Origin of the sequence: Pigmentiphaga litoralis, assembly GCF_013408655.1 — a bacterium.
GTDB classification, from domain to species: Bacteria; Pseudomonadota; Gammaproteobacteria; order Burkholderiales; family Burkholderiaceae_B; genus Pigmentiphaga; species Pigmentiphaga litoralis_A.
The window spans coordinates 105,453-129,882 of the sequence record NZ_JACCBP010000002.1 but is presented as its reverse complement, the minus strand read 5'-3'; the positions used below and the strand labels follow the sequence as shown (position 1 = coordinate 129,882).

General features: G+C 64.9%; 22 protein-coding genes, 1 pseudogene and 1 riboswitch. Of the genes and pseudogenes, 7 read left to right on the top strand and 16 right to left on the bottom strand.

Annotation, left to right across the window (positions count from 1 at the left end; translation table 11 throughout):
- Positions 1 to 4 precede the first annotated feature (4 nt).
- The 5 genes and pseudogenes from HD883_RS20890 to HD883_RS20870 all read right to left on the bottom strand — a co-directional run bounded on the left by HD883_RS20890 (position 5) and on the right by HD883_RS20870 (position 5,100).
- Positions 5 to 646, bottom strand: coding sequence for a riboflavin synthase (locus HD883_RS20890; RefSeq protein WP_179588927.1), 642 nt, complete (start codon positions 644 to 646; stop codon positions 5 to 7).
- 103 nt (positions 647 to 749) lie between these two features.
- The gene (gene ribD / locus HD883_RS20885) at positions 750 to 1,886 is read right to left on the bottom strand and encodes a bifunctional diaminohydroxyphosphoribosylaminopyrimidine deaminase/5-amino-6-(5-phosphoribosylamino)uracil reductase RibD (RefSeq protein ID WP_257022576.1); all 1,137 of its coding nucleotides are present in this window, start codon (positions 1,884 to 1,886) and stop codon (positions 750 to 752) included.
- A gap of 167 nt (positions 1,887 to 2,053) precedes the next feature.
- Positions 2,054 to 2,503 (bottom strand): annotated as a pseudogene (gene nrdR, locus HD883_RS20880) (transcriptional regulator NrdR); the annotation flags it as partial.
- A 31-nt stretch (positions 2,504 to 2,534) separates the two neighbouring features.
- Positions 2,535 to 3,779 (bottom strand): serine hydroxymethyltransferase, encoded by a 1,245-nt coding sequence (gene glyA, locus HD883_RS20875; protein WP_179588925.1) that lies wholly within the window; start codon positions 3,777 to 3,779, stop codon positions 2,535 to 2,537.
- A gap of 154 nt (positions 3,780 to 3,933) precedes the next feature.
- Positions 3,934 to 4,082, bottom strand: a riboswitch (ZMP/ZTP riboswitch).
- 184 nt (positions 4,083 to 4,266) lie between these two features.
- On the bottom strand, positions 4,267 to 5,100 hold the full coding sequence (locus HD883_RS20870) for an amidohydrolase family protein (RefSeq protein ID WP_179588924.1): 834 nt from the start codon (positions 5,098 to 5,100) through the stop codon (positions 4,267 to 4,269).
- A 77-nt stretch (positions 5,101 to 5,177) separates the two neighbouring features.
- Here HD883_RS20870 and HD883_RS20865 point away from each other — a divergent pair, with 77 nt between their 5' ends.
- Together HD883_RS20865 and HD883_RS20860 are read left to right on the top strand one after the other, a co-directional pair.
- A complete protein-coding gene (locus HD883_RS20865; protein ID WP_179588923.1) occupies positions 5,178 to 5,918 on the top strand; it encodes a GntR family transcriptional regulator in 741 nt (246 codons plus the stop codon).
- Positions 5,919 to 5,991: 73 nt separating this feature from the next.
- Entirely contained in the window at positions 5,992 to 6,987 is a 996-nt protein-coding gene (locus HD883_RS20860) for a tripartite tricarboxylate transporter substrate binding protein (RefSeq protein WP_179588922.1), read from the top strand.
- Between the two features lie 109 nt (positions 6,988 to 7,096).
- On the opposite strand, the gene HD883_RS20855 is transcribed toward HD883_RS20860, so the two are convergent.
- From HD883_RS20855 to tyrS, 3 genes are all read right to left on the bottom strand, one after another.
- Positions 7,097 to 7,735, bottom strand: coding sequence for a histidine phosphatase family protein (locus HD883_RS20855; RefSeq protein ID WP_179588921.1), 639 nt, complete (start codon positions 7,733 to 7,735; stop codon positions 7,097 to 7,099).
- Entirely contained in the window at positions 7,728 to 8,375 is a 648-nt protein-coding gene (locus tag HD883_RS20850; RefSeq protein WP_179588920.1) for a YbhB/YbcL family Raf kinase inhibitor-like protein, read from the bottom strand. Before HD883_RS20850 ends, HD883_RS20855 begins: the two co-directional genes overlap by 8 nt.
- 374 nt (positions 8,376 to 8,749) lie before the next feature.
- Positions 8,750 to 10,018, bottom strand: coding sequence for a tyrosine--tRNA ligase (gene tyrS, locus HD883_RS20845; protein ID WP_179588919.1), 1,269 nt, complete (start codon positions 10,016 to 10,018; stop codon positions 8,750 to 8,752).
- A gap of 295 nt (positions 10,019 to 10,313) precedes the next feature.
- On the opposite strand from tyrS, the gene HD883_RS20840 reads away from it, so the two are divergent.
- The gene (locus HD883_RS20840; RefSeq protein ID WP_179588918.1) at positions 10,314 to 11,729 is read left to right on the top strand and encodes a M23 family metallopeptidase; all 1,416 of its coding nucleotides are present in this window, start codon (positions 10,314 to 10,316) and stop codon (positions 11,727 to 11,729) included.
- Positions 11,726 to 12,895, top strand: coding sequence for an anhydro-N-acetylmuramic acid kinase (locus HD883_RS20835; RefSeq protein ID WP_179588917.1), 1,170 nt, complete (start codon positions 11,726 to 11,728; stop codon positions 12,893 to 12,895). The genes HD883_RS20840 and HD883_RS20835 overlap by 4 nt, the downstream gene beginning before the upstream one ends.
- Positions 12,896 to 12,907: 12 nt before the next feature.
- Here the strand turns inward: HD883_RS20835 and HD883_RS20830 are convergent, their stop codons facing one another.
- Positions 12,908 to 13,861, bottom strand: coding sequence for a LysR family transcriptional regulator (locus HD883_RS20830; protein ID WP_179588916.1), 954 nt, complete (start codon positions 13,859 to 13,861; stop codon positions 12,908 to 12,910).
- Between the two features lie 161 nt (positions 13,862 to 14,022).
- Here HD883_RS20830 and HD883_RS20825 point away from each other — a divergent pair, with 161 nt between their 5' ends.
- Positions 14,023 to 14,673 carry a hydrolase gene (locus HD883_RS20825; RefSeq protein WP_179588915.1) on the top strand — a complete coding sequence of 217 codons (651 nt, stop codon included), beginning with the start codon at positions 14,023 to 14,025 and terminating at the stop codon, positions 14,671 to 14,673.
- Between the two features lie 8 nt (positions 14,674 to 14,681).
- On the opposite strand, the gene HD883_RS20820 is transcribed toward HD883_RS20825, so the two are convergent.
- The 6 genes from HD883_RS20820 to rplM all read right to left on the bottom strand — a co-directional run bounded on the left by HD883_RS20820 (position 14,682) and on the right by rplM (position 20,429).
- Complete coding sequence (locus HD883_RS20820) at positions 14,682 to 16,697, bottom strand: ATP-binding cassette domain-containing protein (protein ID WP_179588914.1); 2,016 nt, start codon at positions 16,695 to 16,697, stop codon at positions 14,682 to 14,684.
- A gap of 121 nt (positions 16,698 to 16,818) precedes the next feature.
- Positions 16,819 to 17,187 carry an iron-sulfur cluster insertion protein ErpA gene (erpA, locus tag HD883_RS20815; RefSeq protein ID WP_179588913.1) on the bottom strand — a complete coding sequence of 123 codons (369 nt, stop codon included), beginning with the start codon at positions 17,185 to 17,187 and terminating at the stop codon, positions 16,819 to 16,821.
- 289 nt (positions 17,188 to 17,476) lie between these two features.
- Positions 17,477 to 18,343 carry a DUF6776 family protein gene (locus tag HD883_RS20810; RefSeq protein WP_179588912.1) on the bottom strand — a complete coding sequence of 289 codons (867 nt, stop codon included), beginning with the start codon at positions 18,341 to 18,343 and terminating at the stop codon, positions 17,477 to 17,479.
- Positions 18,343 to 19,428 (bottom strand): N-acetyl-gamma-glutamyl-phosphate reductase, encoded by a 1,086-nt coding sequence (argC, locus tag HD883_RS20805; protein ID WP_179588911.1) that lies wholly within the window; start codon positions 19,426 to 19,428, stop codon positions 18,343 to 18,345. The genes HD883_RS20810 and argC overlap by 1 nt, the downstream gene beginning before the upstream one ends.
- A 166-nt stretch (positions 19,429 to 19,594) precedes the next feature.
- On the bottom strand, positions 19,595 to 19,987 hold the full coding sequence (gene rpsI / locus HD883_RS20800) for a 30S ribosomal protein S9 (protein WP_179588910.1): 393 nt from the start codon (positions 19,985 to 19,987) through the stop codon (positions 19,595 to 19,597).
- 10 nt (positions 19,988 to 19,997) lie between these two features.
- Positions 19,998 to 20,429: a 50S ribosomal protein L13 gene (rplM, locus tag HD883_RS20795; protein ID WP_179588909.1), complete on the bottom strand. Its 432-nt coding sequence runs from the start codon at positions 20,427 to 20,429 to the stop codon at positions 19,998 to 20,000.
- A gap of 1,114 nt (positions 20,430 to 21,543) precedes the next feature.
- Here rplM and HD883_RS20790 point away from each other — a divergent pair.
- On the top strand, positions 21,544 to 21,969 hold the full coding sequence (locus HD883_RS20790) for an OsmC family protein (protein WP_179588908.1): 426 nt from the start codon (positions 21,544 to 21,546) through the stop codon (positions 21,967 to 21,969).
- A gap of 74 nt (positions 21,970 to 22,043) precedes the next feature.
- Here the strand turns inward: HD883_RS20790 and coq7 are convergent, their stop codons facing one another.
- Positions 22,044 to 22,856, bottom strand: coding sequence for a 2-polyprenyl-3-methyl-6-methoxy-1,4-benzoquinone monooxygenase (gene coq7, locus HD883_RS20785; protein WP_179588907.1), 813 nt, complete (start codon positions 22,854 to 22,856; stop codon positions 22,044 to 22,046).
- A 271-nt stretch (positions 22,857 to 23,127) separates the two neighbouring features.
- Here coq7 and HD883_RS20780 point away from each other — a divergent pair, with 271 nt between their 5' ends.
- On the top strand, positions 23,128 to 24,210 hold the full coding sequence (locus tag HD883_RS20780; RefSeq protein WP_179588906.1) for a porin: 1,083 nt from the start codon (positions 23,128 to 23,130) through the stop codon (positions 24,208 to 24,210).
- The last annotated feature ends 220 nt before the right edge of the window (positions 24,211 to 24,430 follow it).

Here is a 24,430-nt window from a genome sequence, read left to right as displayed (position 1 = left end):
GCGCTCAATGTTGAGCAGGCTCGGCATTCCCCGCTGCGGGCGCCGTGGCCATGCGCTCCACATATCGCGCGATCATGTCGATTTCGACATTGACCTTGCGGCCGACGCGGAGGTGCTTGAGCGTGGTCACCTCGATCGTGTGCGGGATCAGGTTGATCGACACGTCGCAGCCGGCCTGGTGATCGCGCACGCTGTTCACGGTCAGGCTCACGCCGTTGATGGTGATCGATCCCTTGTAGGCCAGGAAGCGCGCCAGATCGGCGGGCACGCGCACTACCAGTTCATGCGATTCGCCAACCGGTTCGAACTTCATGACGGTGCCCAGGCCATCGACGTGGCCCGACACCATGTGCCCGCCCAGCCGGTCGCCCAGCCGCATGGCCTTTTCCAGATTGACGTCGCCTTCGGCGTCCAGCCCCACCGTGCGGTTCAGGCTTTCGCGCGACACGTCCACGACGAAGTGATCGTTGTCGAATTCAACGACCGTCATGCAGGCGCCCTGGATCGCGATCGAGTCGCCCAATTGCACGTCGGTCAGATCAAGGCCGCCTGACGCGATATCCAGCCGCACGCCGCCTTCGATGTCGCCACCCTGCGACGCCACGCGCGTCACGCGTCCGACTGCTGCAACGATGCCTGTGAACATGGTCCTGCTCCTGGAATGCTTGATGTATGGGTTCTGAAAGAATGTCTTGCTACGGCCTGCCGGGATCGACGCGCCAACCTGAGTCTGCATCGACTGCCCTTTATCACGCCGCGACTTCGACTGCCTTGCGCAGCGACTGCCAGCGCGCTTCAACCTGCGCGCGCACACGCAGATCATCGCCCAACTGCCGCACGTCCGTGTAGCGATAACGCTGCGCCTGGTCCAGCTGCGTCAGCACCGGCAGCTTGGCCATCGCGGCGCCTTCGCCCAGCAGCATTGGCGCCAGGTACAACAACAGTTCGTCAACGCAACCGGTGCGCAGCAACGAACCATTCAATTTTTCGCCGGCTTCGGCATGCACTTCGTTGATCTCGTGGCGGCCGAGCCACTGCATCATGGCCGTCAGATCCACCTTGCCGGCCGCGTCGGGCAGGCAGGTCACGACGATGCCCCGGTCGGCCAGCACGGCGGCCTTGGCCGCGTCCTCGCGTGCCGTAAAAATCCATGTCGGCGCGCCGTCCAGCAGCCTGGCGTCCAGCGGCACTTCAAAGCGCGAGTCGAGCAGGATCTTGCGCGGCTGGCGCGGCGTGCTGACGGCTCGCACGTTCATTTGCGGATCGTCGGCCAGCACGGTGCCGATGCCGGTCAATACCGCGCAACTGCGCGCGCGCCAATGGTGGCCGTCGGCCCGCGCATCGGGCCCAGTAATCCATTGCGACACGCCATTGGGCAGCGCGCTGCGCCCGTCCAATGACGACGCCATCTTGAGCCACATCCACGGCGTGCCACGATGCATGCGGGCGATGAAGCCGATGTTCAACGCCAGCGCGTCGTCCAGCAGGACACCCGCCGTGACCGCGATACCCGCCGCGCGCAAGCGGGCCAGGCCCTGGCCATTCACCTGCGGATTGGGGTCGCCCATCGCGATGACCACCCGCGCGGGCGCGGCTGCGACCAGCGCGTCCACGCACGGTGGCGTGCGGCCGTAATGGCTGCAGGGTTCCAGCGTCACGTAGACGGTCGCGCCTGCCACGGATTCACCGCGTGCCTGCGCATCGCGCAAGGCCATGACTTCGGCATGCGGGCCGCCCACGGGTTGCGTAGCGCCTTCGCCGATCAGCCGGCCGCCCTGCACGATCACGCAGCCGACACGGGGATTGGGGGTGGTGGTGTAGAGCACGCCTTCGGCCAGCGACAGCGCGCGCCGCATCCACATCAGGTCGTCGGACGGGTCGTGCATCACGGCAGCCGTCATTCCGTGGGCGGGCGCGTCACCGCAGGAGGTGGCGCAGCGGGGGACGAGGTCGACGATGGCGACGCCACTGCAACGGCAGGCGCCGCAGCGATAGACGATGTTGCCGATGCAGCACCGGCGGCGGCGCCTGCAAGCGGCTTGGGCACCGCGGGCGGGCCCTGCATCTCGCGGACTTCATCGGCGAATTCGTCGATGTCTTCGAAATTCTTGTACACCGACGCAAATCGGATGTACGCAATCTTGTCGAGCTTCTTGAGCTCCTGCATCACCAGTTCGCCCACACGGTGCGAGGGCAGCTCGCGCAGGCCGCTGGTCATCAGCGCTTCTTCGATACGCGTGATCGCAAGTTCCACGGCATCGGCGCTAACCGCCCGTTTGCGCAGCGCCAGCATCAGGCTGCCGCGCAACTTGGCGGGATCGTATTCGGTCCGGCTGCCATTGCGTTTCACGACCGCGGGCATGAGCAGCTCGGCCCGCTCGAAGGTCGTGAAACGGCGATCACAGCTCGTGCAACGCCGCCGGCGCCGGATGGCGTCGCCTTCTTCGAGCACCCGGGTGTCGACCACCTGGGTGTCGTCGTGACGACAGAAGGGGCACTTCATGTGTCAGTCCGGCGCGGGGCGATGGGAACGATCAGCCGTAGACCGGGAACTGCGCGGTCAGGGCATTGACGCGTTCGCGCACGGACGCGATCACGGCTTCGTCGTTCGGATTGTCGAGCACGTCGGCAATCAGGTGCGCAGTCAGTTCCGCCTCGGCTTCCTTGAAGCCGCGGGTGGTCATGGCCGGCGTACCGAGGCGAATGCCGCTGGTCACGAAAGGCTTTTCAGGATCGTTCGGGATCGCGTTCTTGTTGCACGTGATGTGCGCGCGGCCCAGCGCAGCTTCGGCTTCCTTGCCGTTGATGCCCTTGGAACGCAGATCCACCAGCATGACGTGGCTTTCGGTACGGCCCGACACGATACGCAGACCGCGTTCGACCAGGGTATCCGCCAGCACGCGGGCGTTCTTCACGACCTGCGCGGCGTAGTCCTGGAACGAAGGGTCCAGCGCTTCCTGGAACGCCACGGCCTTGGCGGCAATGACGTGTTCCAGCGGACCGCCCTGGATGCCCGGGAAGATCGCCGAGTTGATGATCTTTTCGTGCTGCGCCTTGCACAGGATCAGGCCACCGCGCGGACCACGCAGCGACTTGTGCGTGGTCGACGTGACGAAGTCCGCATGGGGCACCGGGTTCGGGTACACGCCGCCCGCCACCAGGCCTGCGTAGTGGGCGATGTCAACCATGAACAGCGCGCCGCACGCCTTGGCGATCTCGGCGAAGCGGGCAAAGTCGATCTTGAGCGAGTAGGCGGAGGCACCGGCCACGATCAGCTTGGGCTTGTGTTCCTGCGCCAGGCGTTCGACCTGTTCGTAGTCGATTTCTTCTTCGGCATTCAGGCCGTAGGAGATGAAGTTGTACAACTTGCCCGAAGCATTCACCGGCGAGCCGTGCGTCAGGTGACCGCCTTCGGCCAGGCTCATGCCCAGCACGGTGTCGCCCGGCTTCAGGACGGCCATGTACACGCCCTGGTTGGCCTGCGAACCCGAATTCGGCTGGACGTTGGCGGCTTCGGCGCCGAAGATTTTCTTGACGCGATCGATGGCCAGCTGCTCGACGATGTCGACGAACTCGCAACCGCCGTAATAGCGCTTGCCTGGGTAGCCTTCGGCGTACTTGTTGGTGAGCTGGGTGCCCTGCGCCTGCATGACAGCCGGGCTGGCGTAGTTTTCGGACGCGATCAGCTCGATATGCTGTTCCTGGCGTTCGTTTTCCTGCTCGATGGCGGCCCACAAGGCGGGGTCGATCTGGGCGATGGTGACTTTACGGTCGAACATGTAGGTTCCTTCCTGTGCAGAACGAGGGGACCGACCGGGACACAAGGGGAATCCGGCCAGCCGCGAATGTGCGAATACCGTACCGAACGGGCGCGGAACGCGATTTCCAGGGAAAAAGCGACCCGGCAAGACCGGAACGATTGTCGTAACTGCCTACGGCTGCCCAGGCGAACGGCGTGGCGCGGAGCGCACGCAACGATGCCGTGCACTGCCTCGCCAGAACCCTGCGCTTCCTTGTGGTGATCCCACCTAGGGTGGCCGCTTTGAAGTGGCCCCTAGAATTCGCCAGTCACGCAGGGAAAGGCATGGGTATTATACCCCCCCGCGGCGCTTCGCGCCTCCCCCAGGGGCGACGCGGGCGGACTGGCGGAGCCAGATCCGCCGCGTCCTGGATCTGGGGCGGGGTGGTGCGGGCCAACCCGGAATCAGGGCGGCTTCGTCGTTGACGGCTCCGGCCCCATCCTCGCGGCGATAGCTTCAATCATCCTTACCCCGCCTCGCCGTCATAAAACACCTTCCGCGCGTTGGCATCCCACGGCACGTCTTCGCCAAGTTCCTCCGCCCAGGCGGACGGCAGCGCGTGCAGCGCTTCGTAGTCAGCGTCCGGCTCGAAGTTCGTGCAAGGCCAGTCGGATCCCCACAGCAGGCGGTCGGTGCCTAGCAGGCTTGCCCAGCGGCGCAGCAGCGCGGCGGGGTCCTGGCCTTGCAGGCGGTAGGCGGCGCTGCACTTCACGTACACGGGGTGGTGGTCGGCCAGGGACATGGCGGCGGTGAAGGTGGCGCAGGTGCTGCCGCGAGCGGGGTCGGGCTTGCCAAAGTGGTCGAGCACGAGCCGGATGCCGGTCGAGGCCAGGTCGGGCAGGCGGGCCAGCGCGGCGGGCATGCCCCCGACATCGCCATGCACTTCCAGGTGCCAGCCCAACGACGCCACCTGCGCCAGCAAGGCGGGCCAGTGTGGGTGCGACCATGCTTCGTCGTTGACGCGGCCGGCCATGTTCCAGCGCACGCCGCGGACACCCGCCGCATGCAATGACGCGACCTCGTCCGCCGAAGTGTCGGGCCGCAGTTGCACGACGCCGCGCATGTGTGGGGCGCGGGCCAGCACGTCAAGCAGCGCGCGATTGTCGGCGCCCAGAAAGCTGGGTTGCACCAGCACGCCGGCGCGCACGCCACAGGGCTGAGCTAGGGCTTCCCATTGCTCATGGGTGGCGGCGTAGGCCGGACGATAGCGCGCGCCGGGCACGGCGTCGGCATCGGCGGGAAACACGTGGAAATGGGTGTCGATGGAAGGCGACGACACCGAAGATTTGACAACTGCCATGACCGGCCCCTATGCTGCGTCCTCTAGATGACTAGAGCTATCAATGACCGAGTATAACGGTCCGACAACGAGACGTCATGCCCGCATCCTCCCCCGCTTCAGACAAGTACACGCAGTCGCAGCCCTTGTGGGCGCGCATCGCGCTGGCCCTGCGCGGCCGCGTGCTGGCGGGTGAATGGAAAGCGGGCGAGGCCATCCCGGCCGAAAGCGCGCTGAGCGAGTTCTACGGTGTGGCGCTGGGCACCATGCGCGGCGCGATCCAGTCGCTGGTCGAAGACGGCCTGCTGGAACGCATCCACGGCCGCGGCACGTTCGTGCGCGGCGGGTTGACGGGCGCGACCATGCTGCGCTTTTTCCGCTTCGGGTCGGCGGAAGGCGATGTGCCGGCGTCGCGCATCAAGAGCGTCAAGGCAGTCAAGGCGCCCGCGCTGGCTGCGCGTGAGTTGCTGCTGGCCGCCGACGAGCAGGCGATCTGCATCGAACGTCAGCGCTGCTGGGGCGGCAAGGTGCAGTTGCTGGAAACGCTATGGGTGCCGCATGGCCCGTTCAAGGCGCTGCTGGATCTCGACAAGAAGGATTTTTCGCCGCTGATGTATCCGATGTATGCCGAACGCCTGGGCATCACGGTGAACCGAGCGGTGGATGAGCTGAGCTTCGACCGGCTGTCGGCCGCGCAGGCCCGCACGCTGGACCTGCCGGTGGGCCACCCCGCGCTGCGTGTGGAACGCGTGGCATTCGACCTGGCCGGCCGGCGCATTGAATTTCGCGTCACCGTCGGGAACGCCGACCACTTCCGTTATCGGGCCGAAATCCGCTAATCCACAAGATCGACCGCAAGTGGGTCGCTTCACTCGATTACCGCGGGCCGCAGAGCCCGCAACTGGAGATTCCATGTTTGCCCGTCTGACCTCCCTTCCCCGCCTGACCGCGCTCGGCGCGCTGGCCGTATCGTTTGCCGCGGCCGCGCCCGCGACCGCGCAACAGGCCGCGTGGCCGGCACGCATGCCGATCCGCCTGGTCGTGACCTATGCCCCCGGTGGCGGCGCGGACACCATGGCCCGCCTGATCGCGCCCAAGGTGGGCCAGATCCTGGGCCAGACCGTGGTGGTGGAGAACCGCCCGGGCGGCAGCGGCCAGATCGCCGCCGCGAACGTGGCCCGCAGCGCGCCCGATGGCTATACCTTCATGGTCGATGCCGCGTCGTTCTCGACCAACCCGTCGCTGTTCAAGAAGCTGCCGTACGACACCGCGCGCGATTTCACGCCCGTGTCGGTACTGGCCCGCTTTCCGAACATGCTGGTGGTGACGCCGACCCTGCCGCAAAAGAACGTGCAGGAATTGATCCAGGCGATCCGCAGCAAGCCCGAATCGCTGGCCTATGCATCGTCGGGCAACGGGTCGGCGCAGCATCTGGCCGGCGCGCTGTTCGCGCAGCGGCTGAAGCTTGAACTGCTGCATGTGCCGTACAAGGGCGGTGGCCCGGCCATGACCGACGTGATGGCCGGCCAGGTGCCGATCTTTTTTGCGAACACGGCATCGGGCCTGCAGCATGTGAAGTCGGGCAAGCTGCGCGCGCTGGCGGTGACGGGCGCGACCCGGGTCGGCGCGCTGCCGCAGGTGCCGACGCTGCTTGAATCGGGCGTGACGGACTACGAAGTGTATGAATGGAACCCGGTGCTGGCCCCGGCCGGCACGCCGGCCGATATCGTGGCCAAGATGTCGGACGCGATTGCGCAGACGCTGCGGTCGCCGGAAGTGACCAAGCAGATCGAAGAATTGGGCGGGCGGGTGGATGCCATGTCGCCGGAACAGGCCAAGACGTTCATCACGGCGGAAATGCAGCGCTGGGATGGCGTGATCAAGGCGGCCAAGATCCAGCTGGACTGAGCAGACAGCTGCGTCAGGGTACCCACCTAAAGGTACCTGAAGTCGGTACCGCCCCAAGGTAACTACTTCAAGGTCCCTACCTCAAGGCACTGACCTCAAGCTGCCGACCTCAAGCCGGGTGGATCTCCGCCGGCGCGCCTGCCAGGTGCGACACGTCGCCCCAACCCAGCACGCGCCAGTGTTCCCCGTCGATTTCCAGACGGTTGATGCTGGCGTTGGGCACCGACCGGCGCCGCTCCGCTTCGACCGGAATGCCCATCGCGTACCGGTAGGCCATGTCGATCACACCGCTGTGCGTGAACACCAGCACCCGCTGATCGGGATGCTGCGCGGCGATTCGCGTCAGCGTGCTCACGACGCGCTGCTGGAACTGCCGCAGCGATTCGCCGCCCATCATGTCGTAGTCCGGACGTCGGTGATGCACGGCATCGGCCGCTTCAGGAAAACGTTCGGCCAGCTCCGGAAAGCTCAGCCCTTCGAACACCCCGTATTTGCGCTCGCGCAGGCCGGGCTCGATGCCCAGTGGCAATCCGAGCTGCGCCGTGCCGGGCCGCGCCGTGTCATGGGCGCGGTCGAGATCACTGGTGTAGCTGGCATGCGCCTGCGGCGAGACCTCGCGAAAGTGCGCCGCCAGCTGCTCCGCCTGACGATGGCCTTCTTCGTCCAGGGCGATATTCAGCATGCCTTGCACACGATGCGCGCGATTCCATTCGGTCACGCCGTGGCGTATGAGCCAGAGTTCAGTCATCTGCTGCGATCTGCTTTGGCGCGAGGGCCGGGTTCAGGGTGTAGGTGCCGGTGATGGCTGCCTGGTCGATCACGTGCTTCTCGATCGCCCGGCGGACATCGGCCCCCGTAAAATTGCCTTCGACCGGCAATACCGGAATGTCCAGCGCGTACAGCGTGAACACATAGTGGTGCACCAGCGCGTCGTTCCACGGAGGGCACGGGCCGTCGTAGCCGTAGTAGTCGCCGTTCATGTCGTGATCGGCCGAAAACCAGATGGTGTAATCGTTGATGCCCTGGCGCGCGTCAAAGGGCGTGGCCGGGCTCTTGCCGCGAGGGGTCACGCCGCTGCTGAACGCGGCTTCGTCGATGTCGCGCAGGTCGGCCGGCAGGTCCACCAGCACCCAGTGGAAGAAGTCGACGCGCGGCAGGTCGGCCGGCACTTCGACGCCCGACTGGTTGACGGTGTCGCCCACGCTGGGCACGTCGTAGTCGTGGCAAAGCAGCACAAAAGACTGCGTGCCCAGGGGCACGTCGCTCCATCCCAGCTGCGGGTTCAGGTTGTCCGACAGCGTCACCTGAGTCTTGGGATCGATCTTCCCGAACGCATAACGTGGGGGGATCGGCTGTCCGTCCGCGAATGAGTTGCTCCAGATCTTCATCGCGCTGCTCCTAGAAAGGTGAGGTCGAGATTGGCGTGCCAGGTTCTATTATTCACCATGCACCGCAGCAAATTGCGGCGTCGTCGATGCTTTTACACCCTGGAACGCGCGTCACGTCCGTACGCGCGCCGAATACGAAGGTCTCGTGTTCCGGCTACAGGAAAGCCCTTAGGCGTCTCCGACGATAGCACGCACCCGGGTGTACTCCCTGTGTCCGGAGCGCGACACTTGCCGAAGCAAAAGGCGGGCACCCTGTCAGATCTGCCAGGTGCCCGCCGGCCGTGCTGCTCTGCGGCGTGAAACGGCTGTCGAACCACCCGCCGCAGCGCGGTCCGCGCTCGGCCCTTAACCTTTCAGCACACAGCTTCAGAGCCTCAGCCCAGGGTCACCCGCGCGAACTTGCGCTTGCCGACCTGCAGCACGTAGGTGCCGGCGTCCAGCTTCAGGCCCTTGTCGTCGACCTTGACGCCGTCCACCCGCACGCCGCCCTGCTCGACGTTTCGCTGCGCGTCGGACGACGACGTGCACAGGCTGGCTTCGCGCAGCACTTGCAGGATGCCCATCGGCGCGCCGGTCAGTGCGACTTCGGGCAGGTTGTCGGGAATTTCCTTGTTCTTGGTGCGGGCCACGAAATCGGTCCAGGCCTGTTCGGCGGCTGCCTGGCTGTGGAAGCGCGCCACGATTTCCTGCGCCAGCAGCACCTTCACGTCGCGCGGATTGCGGCCGTTCTCGGTTTCCTGCTTGAGCGCGGCGATCTCGTCCAGCGACTTGAACGACAACAAGGTGAAGTACTTCCACATCATCACGTCGGAAATCGACATGAGCTTGCCGAACATCGACTCGGGCGTTTCCGAAATGCCGATGTAGTTGTTCTTGGACTTGGACATCTTTTCGACGCCGTCCGTGCCTTCCAGCAGCGGCATTGTGAGCACGCACTGCGGTTCCTGCCCGTATTCCTTCTGCAGTTCGCGGCCAACCAGCAGGTTGAACTTCTGGTCGGTGCCGCCCAGCTCCAGATCGGACTTCAGGGCGACCGAGTCGTAGCCCTGCATGAGCGGGTACAGGAATTCGTGGACCGAAATCGGTACGCCGCCCTTGTAGCGCTTGGTGAAATCCTCACGCTCCAGCATGCGGGCTACCGTGTAGCGCGACGCCAGCTGGATCATGCCGCGGGCGCCCAAGGGGTCGCACCATTCGGAGTTGTAGCGGACTTCGGTGCGCGCCGGGTCGAGCACCAGGCTGGCCTGCTGATAGTAGGTTTCCGCATTGACGGCGATCTGCTCTTTTGTGAGCGGCGGGCGGGTGGCGTTGCGGCCGCTGGGGTCGCCGATCATGGACGTGAAGTCGCCAATCAGGAAGATCACGGTGTGACCCAGTTCCTGCAGCTGGCGCATCTTGTTCAGCACCACCGTGTGGCCCAGGTGGATGTCGGGCGCGGTGGGGTCCAGTCCCAGCTTGATCCGCAGGGGCACACCGGTTGCGCGGCTGCGGGCCAGCTTGCGCGCGAACTCGGATTCCACCAGCAGTTCGTCACAGCCCCGCTTCACGATCACCAGGTCGCGTTCGACCTCGGGAGTGATCGGATAGGCCGCAGCAGCGGCGGTGGAAGGGGTCGGAGAAACCGGTAAGGTGGAGTCAGTCATTTCAGCCGTATGGGGGAAGAGATGTAAATGGTAAGGAGGGCGTGTTGGCACGCCAGCTTGAGTTATATATACTCGGCGCGTTCCGGTTGAAACATCGTTGTTACATATACGGGTTCAATTGGTGCGCGCGCAGTCCTGATTGCGTCGGTCCCGAACATGGCTTCCGACGCGGCGATGCGTGTGCTGCAGCCGGAACCCGCCGCGTTTCGAACCCGCACTTCGAAGCAAATTCTAGCCCAACCGTCTCTCGGGGCCAGGACGCATGAATCCTAAGTTTTCAGGCGTTGCTCACGCAATGCTCAGCCGTATCGCGCACGCCGTGCGCACCGCCATCACCCGCATCACCTCTCCCGGCACTACCGCACAACCCACCGTCGCTCCGATCAAGAAGCGCATTCTGATCGGCGTGGGCGCTGTTGGCGTGTTCGCCACCGCAGCCGCCATTGGCGTGGCGCCGCTGTCGCCCGACGATGCCCTGCCGCCCACCACCCGCGTCACGCAGGCCCTGCTGCTGCCCGACCTGGCCGACCAGGTCTTGCGCGACGAAGCCGCCGCACCTGCCGATTTCATCCGCGAAGAGCGGGTCCAGCGGGGCGACTCCATCGCGTCGCTGCTGAACCGGCTGGGCGTGGACGATCCGGAAGTCGAAAAATTCCTGCGCACGTCGCCGGAAGCCAAAGGGTTCTATCAGCTGGTGCCGGGCCGCACCATCCAGGCGTCGACCGACGTTCTCGGTCAGGTCCGCTGGCTGCGCTACCTGCATACGCCGGGCGCCGATGTGGACGGCAAGGTCGTCTCCAAGATGCTGCAGGTAGCACGCACCGACGCCGGCCTGAACGCCAGCGAAGTGCAGTTCGATACCGACCGCCAGGTCCGCATGGCCCATGGCGAGATCCTGAGTTCGCTGTTCGGCGCCACTGACGCCGCCGACATTCCCGACTCGGTCGCGACCCAGATCGCCGAAATCCTGTCGGGCGAGATCGACTTCCACCGCGACCTGCGCCGCGGCGACCACTTCAATGTGGTGTACGAAACCTATACCCACCAGGGCAACTACGTGCGCGCCGGCAAGGTGCTGGCGCTGGAATTCGTCAACAAGGGCGAGTCGCACGAAGCCATCTGGTTCGACCAGCAGCCCGGCGCGACCGGCGGCTACTACACCTTTGCCGGCAAGAGCCTGCGCAAGGCCTTCCTGCGGTCGCCCATGGAATTCACGCGCGTGACCTCCGGCTTTTCGCGCCGCTTCCACCCGATCCTGAAGACCTGGCGCGAGCACAAGGGCGTGGACTACGGCGCACCGACCGGCACGCCGATCCGCAGCACCGCCGACGGCGTGGTCGACTTCGTTGGCACGCAGAACGGCTACGGCAACGTGGTCGTGCTGCGCCACAGCGGCCAGTATTCGACCCTGTACGGCCACATGAGCGCGTTCGCGCCCGGCCTGAAGAAGGGCCAGCGGGTGCAGCAGGGCGAATTCATCGGCAAGGTCGGCTCCACCGGCTGGGCGACCGGACCGCATCTGCACTACGAATTCAAGATTGCCGGCAATGCCGTCGATCCGCTGACCGTAGCCCTGCCCGGCGCGCCCGACCTGAGCGCCAAGAGCCTGGCGCTGTTCCGCAGCTACACCGACCCGCTGCATCATCAGATGGAACTGCTGGCGAAGCTGAACGGCCCCACCGGCCCCGGCCTGCCTGTCGCTGCCAAATGAGCACGGACTCGTCATCAGACCTCTACATCGGTCTGATGTCGGGGACCAGCCTCGACGGAGTCGATGGCGTGCTGGCCCGCTGCCCGGTTGACGGCCCCCCGGTCGTGCTGGCGCATGCCGACCTGCCCTTCCCGCCCGGACTGCGGGACACCCTGCTTGCCCTGAACGCCCCCGGCCCCGATGAACTGGATCGGGCCGCCCGGGCGTCGGTGGCGTTGGCGCAGGTGTATGCCAACGTGGTCAATGCCGTGCTGAAGGAATCCGGCGTGGGCGCCTCGGCCGTGCGGGCCGTGGGCGCCCATGGCCAGACGGTGCGCCACCGGCCGGAACTCGGCTACACGCTGCAGCTGAACGCGCCGGCGCAATTGGCCGAAGCCATCGGCATTCCAGTGGTGGCCGATTTCCGCAGCCGCGATGTGGCGGCCGGGGGCCAGGGCGCGCCCCTGGTGCCCGCCTTCCATGCAGCCTGCTTCGGCACCGGCACGCCCCGGGTGATCCTGAACCTGGGCGGCATTGCCAACGTCACCCTGCTGCAGCCAGATCAACCGGTCACCGGCTTCGACACCGGGCCGGCCAACCTGTTGCTGGACCTTTGGTGTGCGCGTCATACCGGGCAGCCGTACGACGCCCAGGGCGCGTTTGCCGCATCGGGAAGCGTGTCGGACAGCCTGCTTGCCCATCTCGTCGCCAGCGAGCCCTGGCTGGCCCTGCCACCGCCCAAGTCGACCGGACGTGACCTGTTCCATGCCGACTGGCTGGACCAGCGCCTGGCCGCCTGGCAGGTGTCGCACGAGGCGCAAGGCACAGACGAAGCCCAGGAGGTGGAAGGCGTGGCCGGCCCCCTGCCCCCGGCCGACGTGCAGGCCACCCTGCAACGGCTGACCGCGCAGACCGTCGCCGACGCCTTGCAAGGACGCGTTGCCGATACCACCGAGGTCTGGGTGTGCGGCGGGGGCGCGCGCAACGATGGGCTCATGGCCGATCTGGCGCGGTGTCTGCGGCGGCCGGTGCAATCCACCGAGGCCCTGGGCATCCCGCCGCAGCAGGTGGAAGCGCTTGCTTTCGCCTGGCTGGCCGCCCGCCATGTGCAGGGGCGGACGGCCAACCTTCCTGCCGTCACGGGCGCGCGGGGCGAAAGGATCCTGGGCGCGTACTACCCGGCGTGATCCGACGGCGTATCACCCGGCCGGATCCGGCGTGGCCGCCTCGGCCTCGGCATCGGGCTTGGCCCTGATCCTGGCCTGCCGACCCGACGGCGGATGCGACGACCCGTCGCAATATTCGATCAGCAAATCAATCAGCGCGCGGATCTTCCGGGCGGGATGTTGCCCGGGCGGCCGGACCACGTAGGCGCCCGCGGGCGGCGGTGGGTAGCCCGGCAGGACGGGCACCAGCGCACCGGACGACAGGTGCTCGTGGATCAGGCAATCCGGCAGATACGCAATGCCCAGCCCCGCCACGGCCGCGGCGACCAGCGCCACGCCGCTGTCCGACTTGAATCGCCCTTGCGGACGCACCGTACGAATCGTTTCGCCGTCCGTCAGCTGCCAGACTTCCGGCCCCTTCGTCAGCGCCTCGTGGTGGGCCAGGTCGTCCGGCGTCACCGGATGGCCATGTGCCTCCAGGTAGTCCGGACTGGCCACCATCTGACCGTACAAGGGCCCCACGCGTCGGGCGATCAGGTTCGAATCCGGCAGGTGGCCGACACGGATCGCGCAGTCGTAGCCTTCGGCAATCAGGTCGACGAAACGGTCGGTGTAGCAGGCCTGCATCTGCAGCTGCGGATGGCGCCGCGCCATTTCCGCCAGGGCTGGCGCAAAATGATTCGGACCGAACGACATTGGCGCCGAGATGCGCAAGTGCCCGCGCAGGGGGCCGCTGGGCAGAATCGCTTCCTTGCCGATCTCGATATCGGCGCACACCTTGGCCGCGTAGTCCCGGAAGGTTGCGCCCGCCTCGGTCAGCGCCGCGCCACGGGTGGTCCGGGACAGCAGTTGCACACCCAGGTCCGCTTCGAGTCGCGCCAGGCGACGGCTGACGATCGACTTCGATACGCCCAGCCGCAGGGCGCCTGGCGAGATGCCGCCGGCATCGGCCACTTCGACAAATGTCCTGAGTTCTTCGATGTCCATGCTGGCGTTCCCCCGCTGACGTTCCAGTTTTCGCGACACAGCTTGCCCGCCGATGGTACTACTGGAGCGGGAACAGGAACATGACAATGCAGCTCCGGCACATCGCGACAGGCGATGGCTGCCGGTCAATCTCTAACGACTGACCGAAGAGGATGCATGCAATGACTTTACGCAACGGCCTTGATTCGCTGCTACGCCCCGAAGATTCCGTTCTGGTCCTGATCGACCATCAGCCCTTCCAGCTCACCAACCTGAACAGCCACGACCCGCAGGCGGTGGTCAACAACGCGACGGCGCTGGCGAAATCCGCCAAGGCCTTCAACGTGCCGACGATACTGACCAGTGTGATTGCCGACCGGGGCGGCTATATCTTCCCGCAGATCACCGACGTGTTCCCGGGCCAGGACATCATCGACCGGACCCTGATCAACACGTGGCAGGACAAGAAAGTCGTCGATGCCGTCAAGGCGACCGGCCGCAAGCAATTGATCATTGCGGGCCTGTGGACGGAAGTCTGCGTGGCGATGCCGGTCATCCAGGCGCTGGGCGAAGGATGGGACGTGACGGTCGTGACCGACGCGTCGGGTGGCATTTCGGTGGAAGCGCATCAGGTGGCGATCCAGCGCATGATCGGCGCCGGCGCCAACATGATGACGTGGATGGCCGTGGCGGCCGAATGGCAGCGGGATTGGGCGCGGCTGGAAACCGCCGGCGCCGTGACGGACGTGCTGAAGCAGCACGCCGCCGGCAGCGGTATTGCCTATCTGTGGGAGCAGCAGCTGCTGAACACGCCAGTGCCTGCAGCCACGTAAACGGCCCGTCAGCCGCGCTTGCTTTCCAGCGCTTCCCAGCGTTCCAGCTTCTGCAGCATCTCGGCCTCGATGTCGGCCAGGCGCTTTTCGAATGCGGCGGCGTCGGCGGGCTTGTCGCGGTAGATCATGCCGTCCGCCAGCCTGGCGGTCAGGTCGGTCTGTTCGCTTTCGAGCTTGGCGATGGCGTCCGGCAGGCTGTCCAGTTCCTTGGCTTCCCACGAGCTGAGACGCGACTTTTCGGCGGGCTTGGCGGCCGGGGCCGCTGCGGCCGGCCTGGCGGCGGCGGCGGCTTCCGCAGCCGGTGCCGCCGCAGCGGTTGACGCAGCCTTGGCCGCGGCAGCGGGCTTCGCTGCCGCGGGCGCGGCCGCGGCCGGCACGGCCACGGCGGCCTTGGCTTCATACGCCGCTTCGGCCGCCGACGACCGCTGGTTCAGCCAGTCTTCATAGCCGCCCACGTAATCACGCCAGCGCGCATCGCCTTCGTAGGCGATGGTCTGCGTGACGACGTTGTCCAGGAACGCGCGGTCATGGCTGACCAGGAAGACGGTGCCACTGTAGTCCTGCAGCAGGTCTTCCAGCAGTTCCAGGGTTTCGATATCCAGGTCGTTGGTCGGTTCGTCCAGCACCAGCACGTTGGCCGGGCGGGCAAACAGCCGGGCAAGCAGCAGGCGGGCGCGTTCGCCCCCCGACAGGCTCTTGACCGGCGAACGGGCGCGTTCCGGCGCGAACAGGAAGTCGCCCAGGTAGCTCATGACGTGCTTGCGCTGGCCGTTGATTTCGACCCATTCGCTGCCCGGGCTGATGACGTCGACCAGGGCGTCGTCTTCGTTCAGTGCACTGCGCATCTGGTCGAAATAGGCCACAGCCACGTTGGCGCCCAGCTTGACCGTGCCGCTGTCGGCGGGCAACTGGCCCAGGATTAGCTTGAGCAGGGTCGTCTTGCCGGCGCCGTTGGGCCCGATCAGGCCGATGCGGTCGCCGCGCATGACGGTGGTGGAAAACTCGCGGATGATCGCGCGATCCCCAAACGACTTGGATACGTTTTCCAGATCCGCCACCAGCTTGCCCGACCGTGCGCCTTCCGCCACTTCGATCGCCACCTTGCCGACCTGGTCACGGCGCATGGTGCGCTGCTGCCGCATTTCCTGCAGGCGCTTGATCCGGCTGACACTGCGCGTCCGGCGCGCTTCCACGCCCTTGCGGATCCAGACTTCTTCCTGCGCCAGCATCTTGTCGAAACGCGCATTTTCCAGCCGTTCGTTTTCCAGCATGTCGGCCTTGCGGGCCTGGTATTCCTTGTAGGAACCCGGAAAGCTCACCAGCTTGCCGCGATCCAGTTCGACAATCCGGGTCGCCACGGCATCCAGGAAGTGCCGATCGTGGGTCACGAAGATGACACTGCCGGCAAAACCGCGCAGCAGGTCTTCCAGCCAGGCGATCGCATGGAAATCCAGGTGGTTGGTCGGCTCGTCCAGCAGCAGCAGATCGGGATCGCCCAGCAGCGCGCGGGCCAGGGCGACGCGCTTGCGGGTGCCGCCCGACAGGCCCGAAATCAGGGCGTCGGCCGGCAGGTTGAGCTTGACCAGGGTGGCTTCGATCCGCGCCTGCACGGTCCAGCCGTCCTGCGCTTCCAGCTTGCCCTGCAGCACCATCAACTCGTCCATCAGCGCGTCGTAGTCGACGTCCTCGCCCGGCTCGGCCAGGTCGTGCGTGACCCGGTGATACGCCCGCAGCAGGTCGCGGCTTTCGGCCAGGCCTTCGCTCACGGCATCGAATACGGTGTCGTCGTCGTTCAGCAGGGGTTCCTGCTCGACGGTCGTGACCTTGAGCTTGCCCTGGCGCACCAGCAGGCCGTCGTCCGGCACGGAACGGCCATCGAGCAGGCGCAGCAGCGACGATTTGCCGGTGCCGTTACGCCCGATCAGGCCCACACGTTCGCCCGTCTCGATCGAGAAGTTCGCTTGGTGCAGCAGGGGAACGTGGCCAAATGCCAGTTCGATGTCGGTCAGAGCAAGGAGAGCCATAAGGGGGCGGCGCGGCGTACCGGCCTGAATGAGGTCACAGACCAAAGACAAAAAGCGCCCCGCTTGCGCAAGGGCGCTCCAGGCACCGGCCAAGGCCGGTGGCGAAGGGATACTTACCGGATCAGACCGAGAAGGACGAACCGCAACCGCAGCTGCTGGACGCGTTCGGGTTCTTGATCACGAACTGCGCGCCTTCCAGGCCTTCCTTGTAGTCGATCTCGGCGCCGACCAGGTATTGAAAGCTCATGGCGTCGATCAACAGTTCCACGCCATTCTTTTCGAACGTCGTGTCGTCGTCGTTCACGTCTTCGTCAAACGTGAAGCCATATTGGAAACCGGAACAGCCGCCACCCTGGACGAACACGCGCAGCTTGAGCGCGGCGTTGCCCTCTTCTTCGATCAATTCCTTGACCTTGGCTGCGGCCGAATCGGTAAAGATCAGCTGCATGGGAGGGGCGTCGAGGTTGACTTGTTCTACTGCTGCATTCATGGACTGCTCCTTGTGCACGCCCGCTGCGACGGCCCGTTGGGGAAGCCTGCGAACGAAGGTGCTGAATCGATCTTGCGATACGGGTGACGCGGCCAGGGTAACGGGCCGCGATCGGTTCTATTCTGCGATAAGGCTATTGCACCGCTATCGTCGGCTAAATTCAACCCCGGCGGCGTCAGGGGTTCTTCCGCAACATTCAAGATGCGGGCTGTTGGCTGAAGTTCAAGCGCGCGGCTGAACTCCGAACCCATGATAGTACCGTTAACCACCCGGGTTCGCACGTAACCGTTCAGGGCATCAGGTTGACGGTACTTTGCGACCGGACCGCGCCGCCTTCCAGGACCCGCACGGTAACGGTGCGCGGCGTGAAATTGCCCGGCAGCGCCAGCGCCCCTTCGGCACGCTGATACTGCCGGAAGCTCAGGGCCAGCGGATTGCCGCCTGGCGCGGCCGGTGCCGCCGCCGATCCGGGCAACGGATTCCCCAGTACCGGCGCGCCCAGCACCGGCGCCGAAGGCCGGATCCCGCCTGGCATCGCCACGCCCGGCGCGGCCGGCTCGACCAGCGGCTGCAGGTCCACCGTGGCAGTGGCGCCACTGCGAATCCCCACCGCCGAAAACTGCAGCGTCCCCTTGAACTCGCCAGAAGGCCGGCCGCTGCGCATCAGCAATACCCGATAGCGTAGCGCGGTGCCCTGCTTTTCCAGTTCGGCAGACCGGATGCTGACCTGCCCCATCCGCGGATCGGCCGGAATCAGCTGTTCAAAAAACGCCAGGTCGTTGCGCAGGTCGCCCACTTCCTTTTGCGACGCGCGCAATTCGGCTTCCAGCTTGTCCTTGGCGGCGCGTTCCATTTCAATCCGGCCATCGGCGGCGTTGAGCCGGCCCTGCAAGGCCTGCAGTTCGGCCGCCAGCCGTTCGCGGTCCGCCTGCAAGCTTGCCGCGTCGGACGCGCTGACCTGCGGCGCAAGTCCGACCACACGGCGCACCCATTCATACAGCCCGCTGCCCAGCGCGGCGCCCAGCGCCAGGATCAGCAGCAGGGCAAACGCGCGCAGGGGCCACGGCGCACGGGCCTTGGCAGCGCGAGGGGCGGACGCCGCCGCCAGCCGTCGCCTGCGCTGGACTGCCGCAGGAAACAGAGGGCGGCGCTTCATCAGGGCAGGACCGCGACGTGACCCAGACCGGCGTTTTCGGGCAGACCAAACATCAGGTTCATGTTCTGCACGGCCTGGCCTGACGCGCCCTTTACCAGGTTGTCCTGCACCACCAGGATCACCAGTTGATCCCCGCCGTTGGGGCGGAAGACCGAGATGCGAACCATGTTCGATGCGCGCACCGACCGCGTTTCGGGCGTGCTGCCGGCAGGCATCACATCCACGAAGGGCTCGTCGGCATAACGTTTTTCGAACAGCGCCTGGAAGTCGACGTCGCGCGCCTCGGGCTGGATGCGGGCATACAGGGTTGAATGCATGCCGCGGATCATTGGCGTCAAGTGCGGCACGAAGGTCAGGCCGACCGGGCCGCCATGCAGCTTTTCCAGCTGTTCGACGATTTCGGGGTGATGGCGGTGACCGCCCACGCCATAGGCCTTGAAGTTGTCGGAGGCTTCCGAAAACAGGATATGCACTTCGGCCTTGCGGCCGGCGCCGGTGACGCCTGAAGCGCAATCGGCGATCAGGGTCTGCACGTCGACCAGCGGCTTGGCGTCGCTGCCCCGCCCTTCAAGCAAGGGCGCCAGGCCGAGCACCACCGTGGTCGGGTAGCAGCCGGGATTGCCCACGACCCGGGCGTTGCGGATCCGGTCGCGGTTCACTTCGACCAGGCCATACACCGACTCTTCCAGGATGTCGGGGCAGGTGTGCGGCATCTTGTACCACTTCTCGAATACCGCGGTGTCCTGCAGGCGGAAGTCGGCGGCCAGGTCAATGATCTTGACGCCCGCATCGAGCAGCGCCTGGGCCTGAGCCATGGCGACGCCGTGCGGCGTCGCAAAGAACACCACATCGCATTCTTCAAGCTTCGCGTTGTCGGGCGACGAGAACTTCAGGTCGACCACGCCGCGCAGGTTCGAATACATGTCGGCCACCGGCAGACCGTCTTCCTTGCGGGAGGTGATGGCTCGCAGTTCGGCATGGGGGTGCTGGGACAACAGGCGGAGCAACTCGACACCGGTATAACCCGTGCCACCCACGATACCTACTTTGATCTTGGCGGTACCCGCCTCGTCGCGACTTGCCATCTTCCTCTCCAGATTTTGTACAGCCAGAATCGGCAGGGTGCCCTCTGAAACCGGGCACCAGCATGCCATCGCAATATGAACACAAAACAAAAAAGGCCGCATCGCTGCGGCCTTTTTTTGCCCACCCCAGGTGAATCCACCTGGGGAACTGCCGGGCAAGCAGGGATCAGCGCTTGCTGAACTGCTTCCTGCGTCGTGCTTTACGGAAGCCGACTTTCTTACGTTCAACTTCACGCGCATCGCGCGTGACGAAGCCAGCTTGCGACAGCTGCGACTTCAGCGTTGCGTCGTAGTCGATCAGAGCGCGGGTGATGCCGTGACGCACCGCACCGGCCTGGCCGCTTTCGCCGCCACCGCCAACGTTGACGTGAAAATCGAACGACTCGACGTGACCGGTCAGCACCAGTGGCTGGCGAACGATCATGCGGCCCGTTTCACGAGCAAAATATTCGTCGACAGGCTTGCCGTTGACGACAATCTTGCCCGAACCTTTCTTGAGGAACACGCGCGCAACCGAAGACTTCCGGCGGCCGGTTCCATAATTCCAGTTACCGATCATTCACGGCTCCTCAGAGTTCCAGCAGCTTGGGCTGCTGGGCGGTGTGCGGATGCTCGGATCCAGCGTACACCTTCATCTTCTTGATCATGGCATAGCCCAGGGGACCCTTGGGCAACATGCCCTTGACGGCCTTCTGGATCGCACGACCAGGAAAACGCTCTTGCATCTTCTGGAAGGTGGTTTCAGTAATACCGCCCGGGTAGCCCGAGTGACGGTAGTACCGCTTGTCTTGTGCTTTGTTGCCGGTAACGACAATGTCGGCGGCGTTGATGATGACGATGTAATCGCCGGTATCAACGTGAGGCGTGAATTCTGGCTTGTGTTTACCGCGCAAACGGCGTGCGACTTCGCTGGCCACACGACCTAGGACTTTGCCCTTGGCGTCAATCACGTACCAGTCACGCGTCACTTCTTGCGGCTTCGCAACGAAGGTTTTTTGCATGAGAGTGTTCTCTGTGACGTTGGTTTTTTGCCGGCAAGCCCCCTTCGGACTTGCCTGACTGCCGCATTGGCGCTGGCCCCGCTACCGCTACTACATACTGCACCGGGCTGGCCTTTGCGACCCCTGCCCCGGCATCACCTCGGCATTGTCTAACTGCGAGTGTAAATAGGGGCAAGCCTTTGATCATAGCGGGTTTGGGACCCGAAAGTCAAAACAAGATTGCCAAAATGGTGTAGGCAAAAAAAAGCCCGGAGCCGTGAGGCTTCGGGCTTAATCCACCAAATGAGGAGGTGGAGGAGACACGTTAGAGATCGCTTTGCGGGACTTTCCGTCGAATGCCGAGGGGCCTGAGGCCGTGTCTGCATCCAAAGCGACATCTGTTGAATGAATTATAGGAAGCTTTTTTGTGCGGTGCAAGACCTATTTGAGCGATTTACCACAATGCGGTGTGGCATTTCACAAACAGGATTGCCTTATAAAACAAGTACTTAAAACCTAAAGCATTCTGGATGTGCGTAAAAGCCAGGCAAATCAACGACTTATCAGCTGAGCATCACCGCTGTCCCAAGCCGATAAAGCCGTATTTCATGGCGCACCGCAACATGGATCGAGAGGCCAAATATGCGCATCGTTAACATCCGAGCGACAGATCGAGCCAAAGTTCCGTTGCGTTTACGCATCCTTCGCCGTGCGCAGAGCGGGCGGCAAGGGCAGATGGCAGTTGAAGTCCGACAACAGGTCGTGTGCGTGGATCGTAGACTGACGACAGCTACCCGCAAATATCGGACCGTGAACCGTCGCCCGCTATGACCGGACAAAAAAAAGCCCGGAGCCGTGAAGGCTTCGGGCTTAATCCACCAAATAAGGAGGGTGGAGGAGACACTTTGGAGATCGCTTTGCGGTGCTGTCCGACGGAGACGAGGGGCCCTGGGCCGTGTCGTCACTCAAAGCGACTTCCGTTAGAACAATTATAGGAAGGCGTTTTGTGCAGCGCAAGAATTTTCTAGGGTTTTCGTGTAGGTAGTGGCCTCCGGTGTGGCGACGGCGCTGATGCCGCCGGGCCGCACGCTATCATCCCGCCCTACCGACACCGCATCATCAAAGGACGATCGACATGGAATGCACAGTGAGCTGGGGCGGCCCCCAGGGGATGTTGTTCACGGCCCAGACCGGCAGCGGCCATATTGCCGTGATGGACGGCGCGCCCGATGGGGGCGGCAACAACCTGGCGCCGCGGCCGATGGAACTGGTGCTGGCCGGAACCGGTGGCTGCACGGCCTATGACGTCGTGCTGATCCTGAAGCGCGGCCGCCATGCGGTGCGCGGCTGCACGGTCGCCATGCAGGCCGAACGCGCCGAAACGGACCCCAAGGTGTTTACCAAGATCCACTTCCAGTTCACCGTGACCGGCAAGAACCTGCCGGTCGCCGCCGTGGAACGCGCGGTGCAGCTGTCGCACGACAAATACTGCTCGGCGTCGGCCATGCTGGAACACACGGTCGCCATGACCTGGGGTGTGGACGTGGTGGAAGCCGACTGAGGCTGGCAAGGAAGGCTGGCACGGCAGGCCGCCGCTGCAGCCCGGCCCACGCCCCCGGCCTGCGGCCTGCGTCCTCAAATATAGTAGGACGTCGTCGTCATCACTTTCGAGCCCGCCCGCATGGCGGCGCGCGCCAGGGGCGGCAGAGGCCGCCCGCCTGCATGCTGGGCGGTCTCGCGGTGATGGCGCTCTTCTTCGCACATCTGCGTCACGATCGCCCGTGACCGCACGTCATTGACCGGCAATTTCTGCAGATGCCCGTCAAGATGCTGTTCCACCTGCTTTTCGGTTTCGGCCATGAAGCCCAGGTTGACGGCGTCCCCTGCCCGTCCCGCCAGCACCCCCAGGCCGAACGCACCCGCGTACCAGAGCGGGTTCAGGAAACTGGGGCGTGATTTCAATTCCTTGAGCCGATCGGCCAACCAGGTCAGGTGATCGGTCTCTTCGACCGCGGCTTCTAAGAAGATGGCGCGCGTCGACGCGTGCCGGCTGACCAGCGCCTGCCCGCGATACAGGGCTTGCGCGCAGACCTCCCCGACATGATTGACGCGCATCAGCCCGGCCGCGTGGCGGGTTTCGGCGGGCGTCAGTTCCGTGGACGTCGCGGGATCGTCGGTATTCAGGCCGCCAGTCACGCCGCCACTCACGGCACCACCCGCGCCCGCCGCGGTCGACACGCCGACCACGGCCAGCGGTTCCGTCGCCAGGACGGCCGGGGGCGCCGGCTTGCGCAGCGCCGCGGCGGGATTGGGGCGCGTGCCGGACGTGCTGCCTGACAGCACCCGCAGTGCGCGGTCGGCTTCGGCCAGCAGGCGGTCGAGTGGCGAGATCCGGCGGAAGCTGGACGGCGACGAAGAAGAAAAAGACGAAGGGGAAGAAGAGGTCATGACCGGTGCCTTCTGCATGCGGCCCGCCGGACAGGCAGGCACGGACGAACGATCTGCCCAGTATAGGCAATCGCGAAGATGTCATCGGCCAAGCACGCGGAGTACCCGCCGCCAGGACGGCCCTCCGGCGCCTGCCCAGCGTCGTTGCACGAACACAACAAAGGATGAGCGGCCCGGGCGTTGTCACGTGGTGCACATATTCACTCGTCATTCTGACCGCCGTGCACCAGGAAAGACGTGCCGCACCACCATCCCTTATTCGGAGCTCCAATTGAACAAGACCCTTATCGCCGCCGCCCTGCTCGCTGGCTTCGCGGGAGCCGCCCAGGCTCAAAGCAACGTCACCCTGTACGGCATTGCCGACGCGGGCTTCGTCTCCAGCAAGAACGACGGTCAGCGCGCCACCAACGGCATTGACAGCGGCTATGCCGGCGGTTCGCGCTGGGGCATCCGCGGTTCGGAAGACCTGGGCAACGGTCTGAAGGCCAACTTCCAGCTGGAAAGCGGCATCAACATCGACCAGGGCACCACCGGTCAATCGCTGGGCACCACCAGCCGCCTGTTCGGCCGTACCGCCTGGGTGGGTCTGCAATCGACGTCGCTGGGCGAACTGCGCCTGGGCCGTCAGGACTCGTTCGCGTTCGGCTGGTTCGGCAGCAGCATCAACCCGTTCGGCAACGCCTACGGCCAGGCCCAATCGCAAACCATCTTCGGCTTCAACGCCACGGGTGGCACGGGTGACCGTCTGGACAACACCGCTCTGTACATGACGCCCGTGTTCGCAGGCTTCCAGGCCGGCGTGGGCTACAGCTTCAACGCCGCCGGCGCCGAAGCCACCGTCGCCTCGGGCGCAGCGCGTACCGACCAGCGCGTCATCACCAGCGGTCTGCGCTATAACAACGGCCCCCTGGCCGTCGTGTTCACGTACGACCAGCGCAATGCGCCTGACTCGGCAGCCGCCGCGGCCAGCAGCGACATCAAGAACTACCAGCTGGGCGCCACCTACGACTTCGGCGTCGTCAAGGCCCACGCCGGTTACGGCCGCCTGCAGAACTACGCGTTCCGCTCGGCGTCGGAAAAAGAAAATGCGTACCTGCTGGGCCTGAGCGTGCCGTTCGGCGCCCACGCCCTGCTGGCCACGTACCAGCGCCTGGACAACCGCAACAAGAACCTGGGCCGCGAAGACAACAACATCGACGGCTTTGCCATCGCCTACAACTACAAGCTGTCAAAGCGCACCATGGTCTACGCCGCGGCCAGCCAGTACAGCGATTCGGTGCAGTACACCGGCGCCGCCGCCACGCGTACGGGCGACCGCCGCGAACTCGGCTTCGGTATCCAGCACCGCTTCTGATCGGTCCCGCAAAGACCTGTACGGCAACCGGATTCATCCGGTTGCCATCCCGGATGGCAGAAATTGCTACCGGCGCTCAAGGCTCGTTCCCCAGGGAAACGGGCCTTTTTGCTGCCTCTGTTGGTACAAAAGCACGTCTGACGTAAGCAGTCGTAAAAACACGGGCTCAACTGCAGGCAATCTTGGCCCTTGAACGAATTTTTTGATGGAATAGCACCAC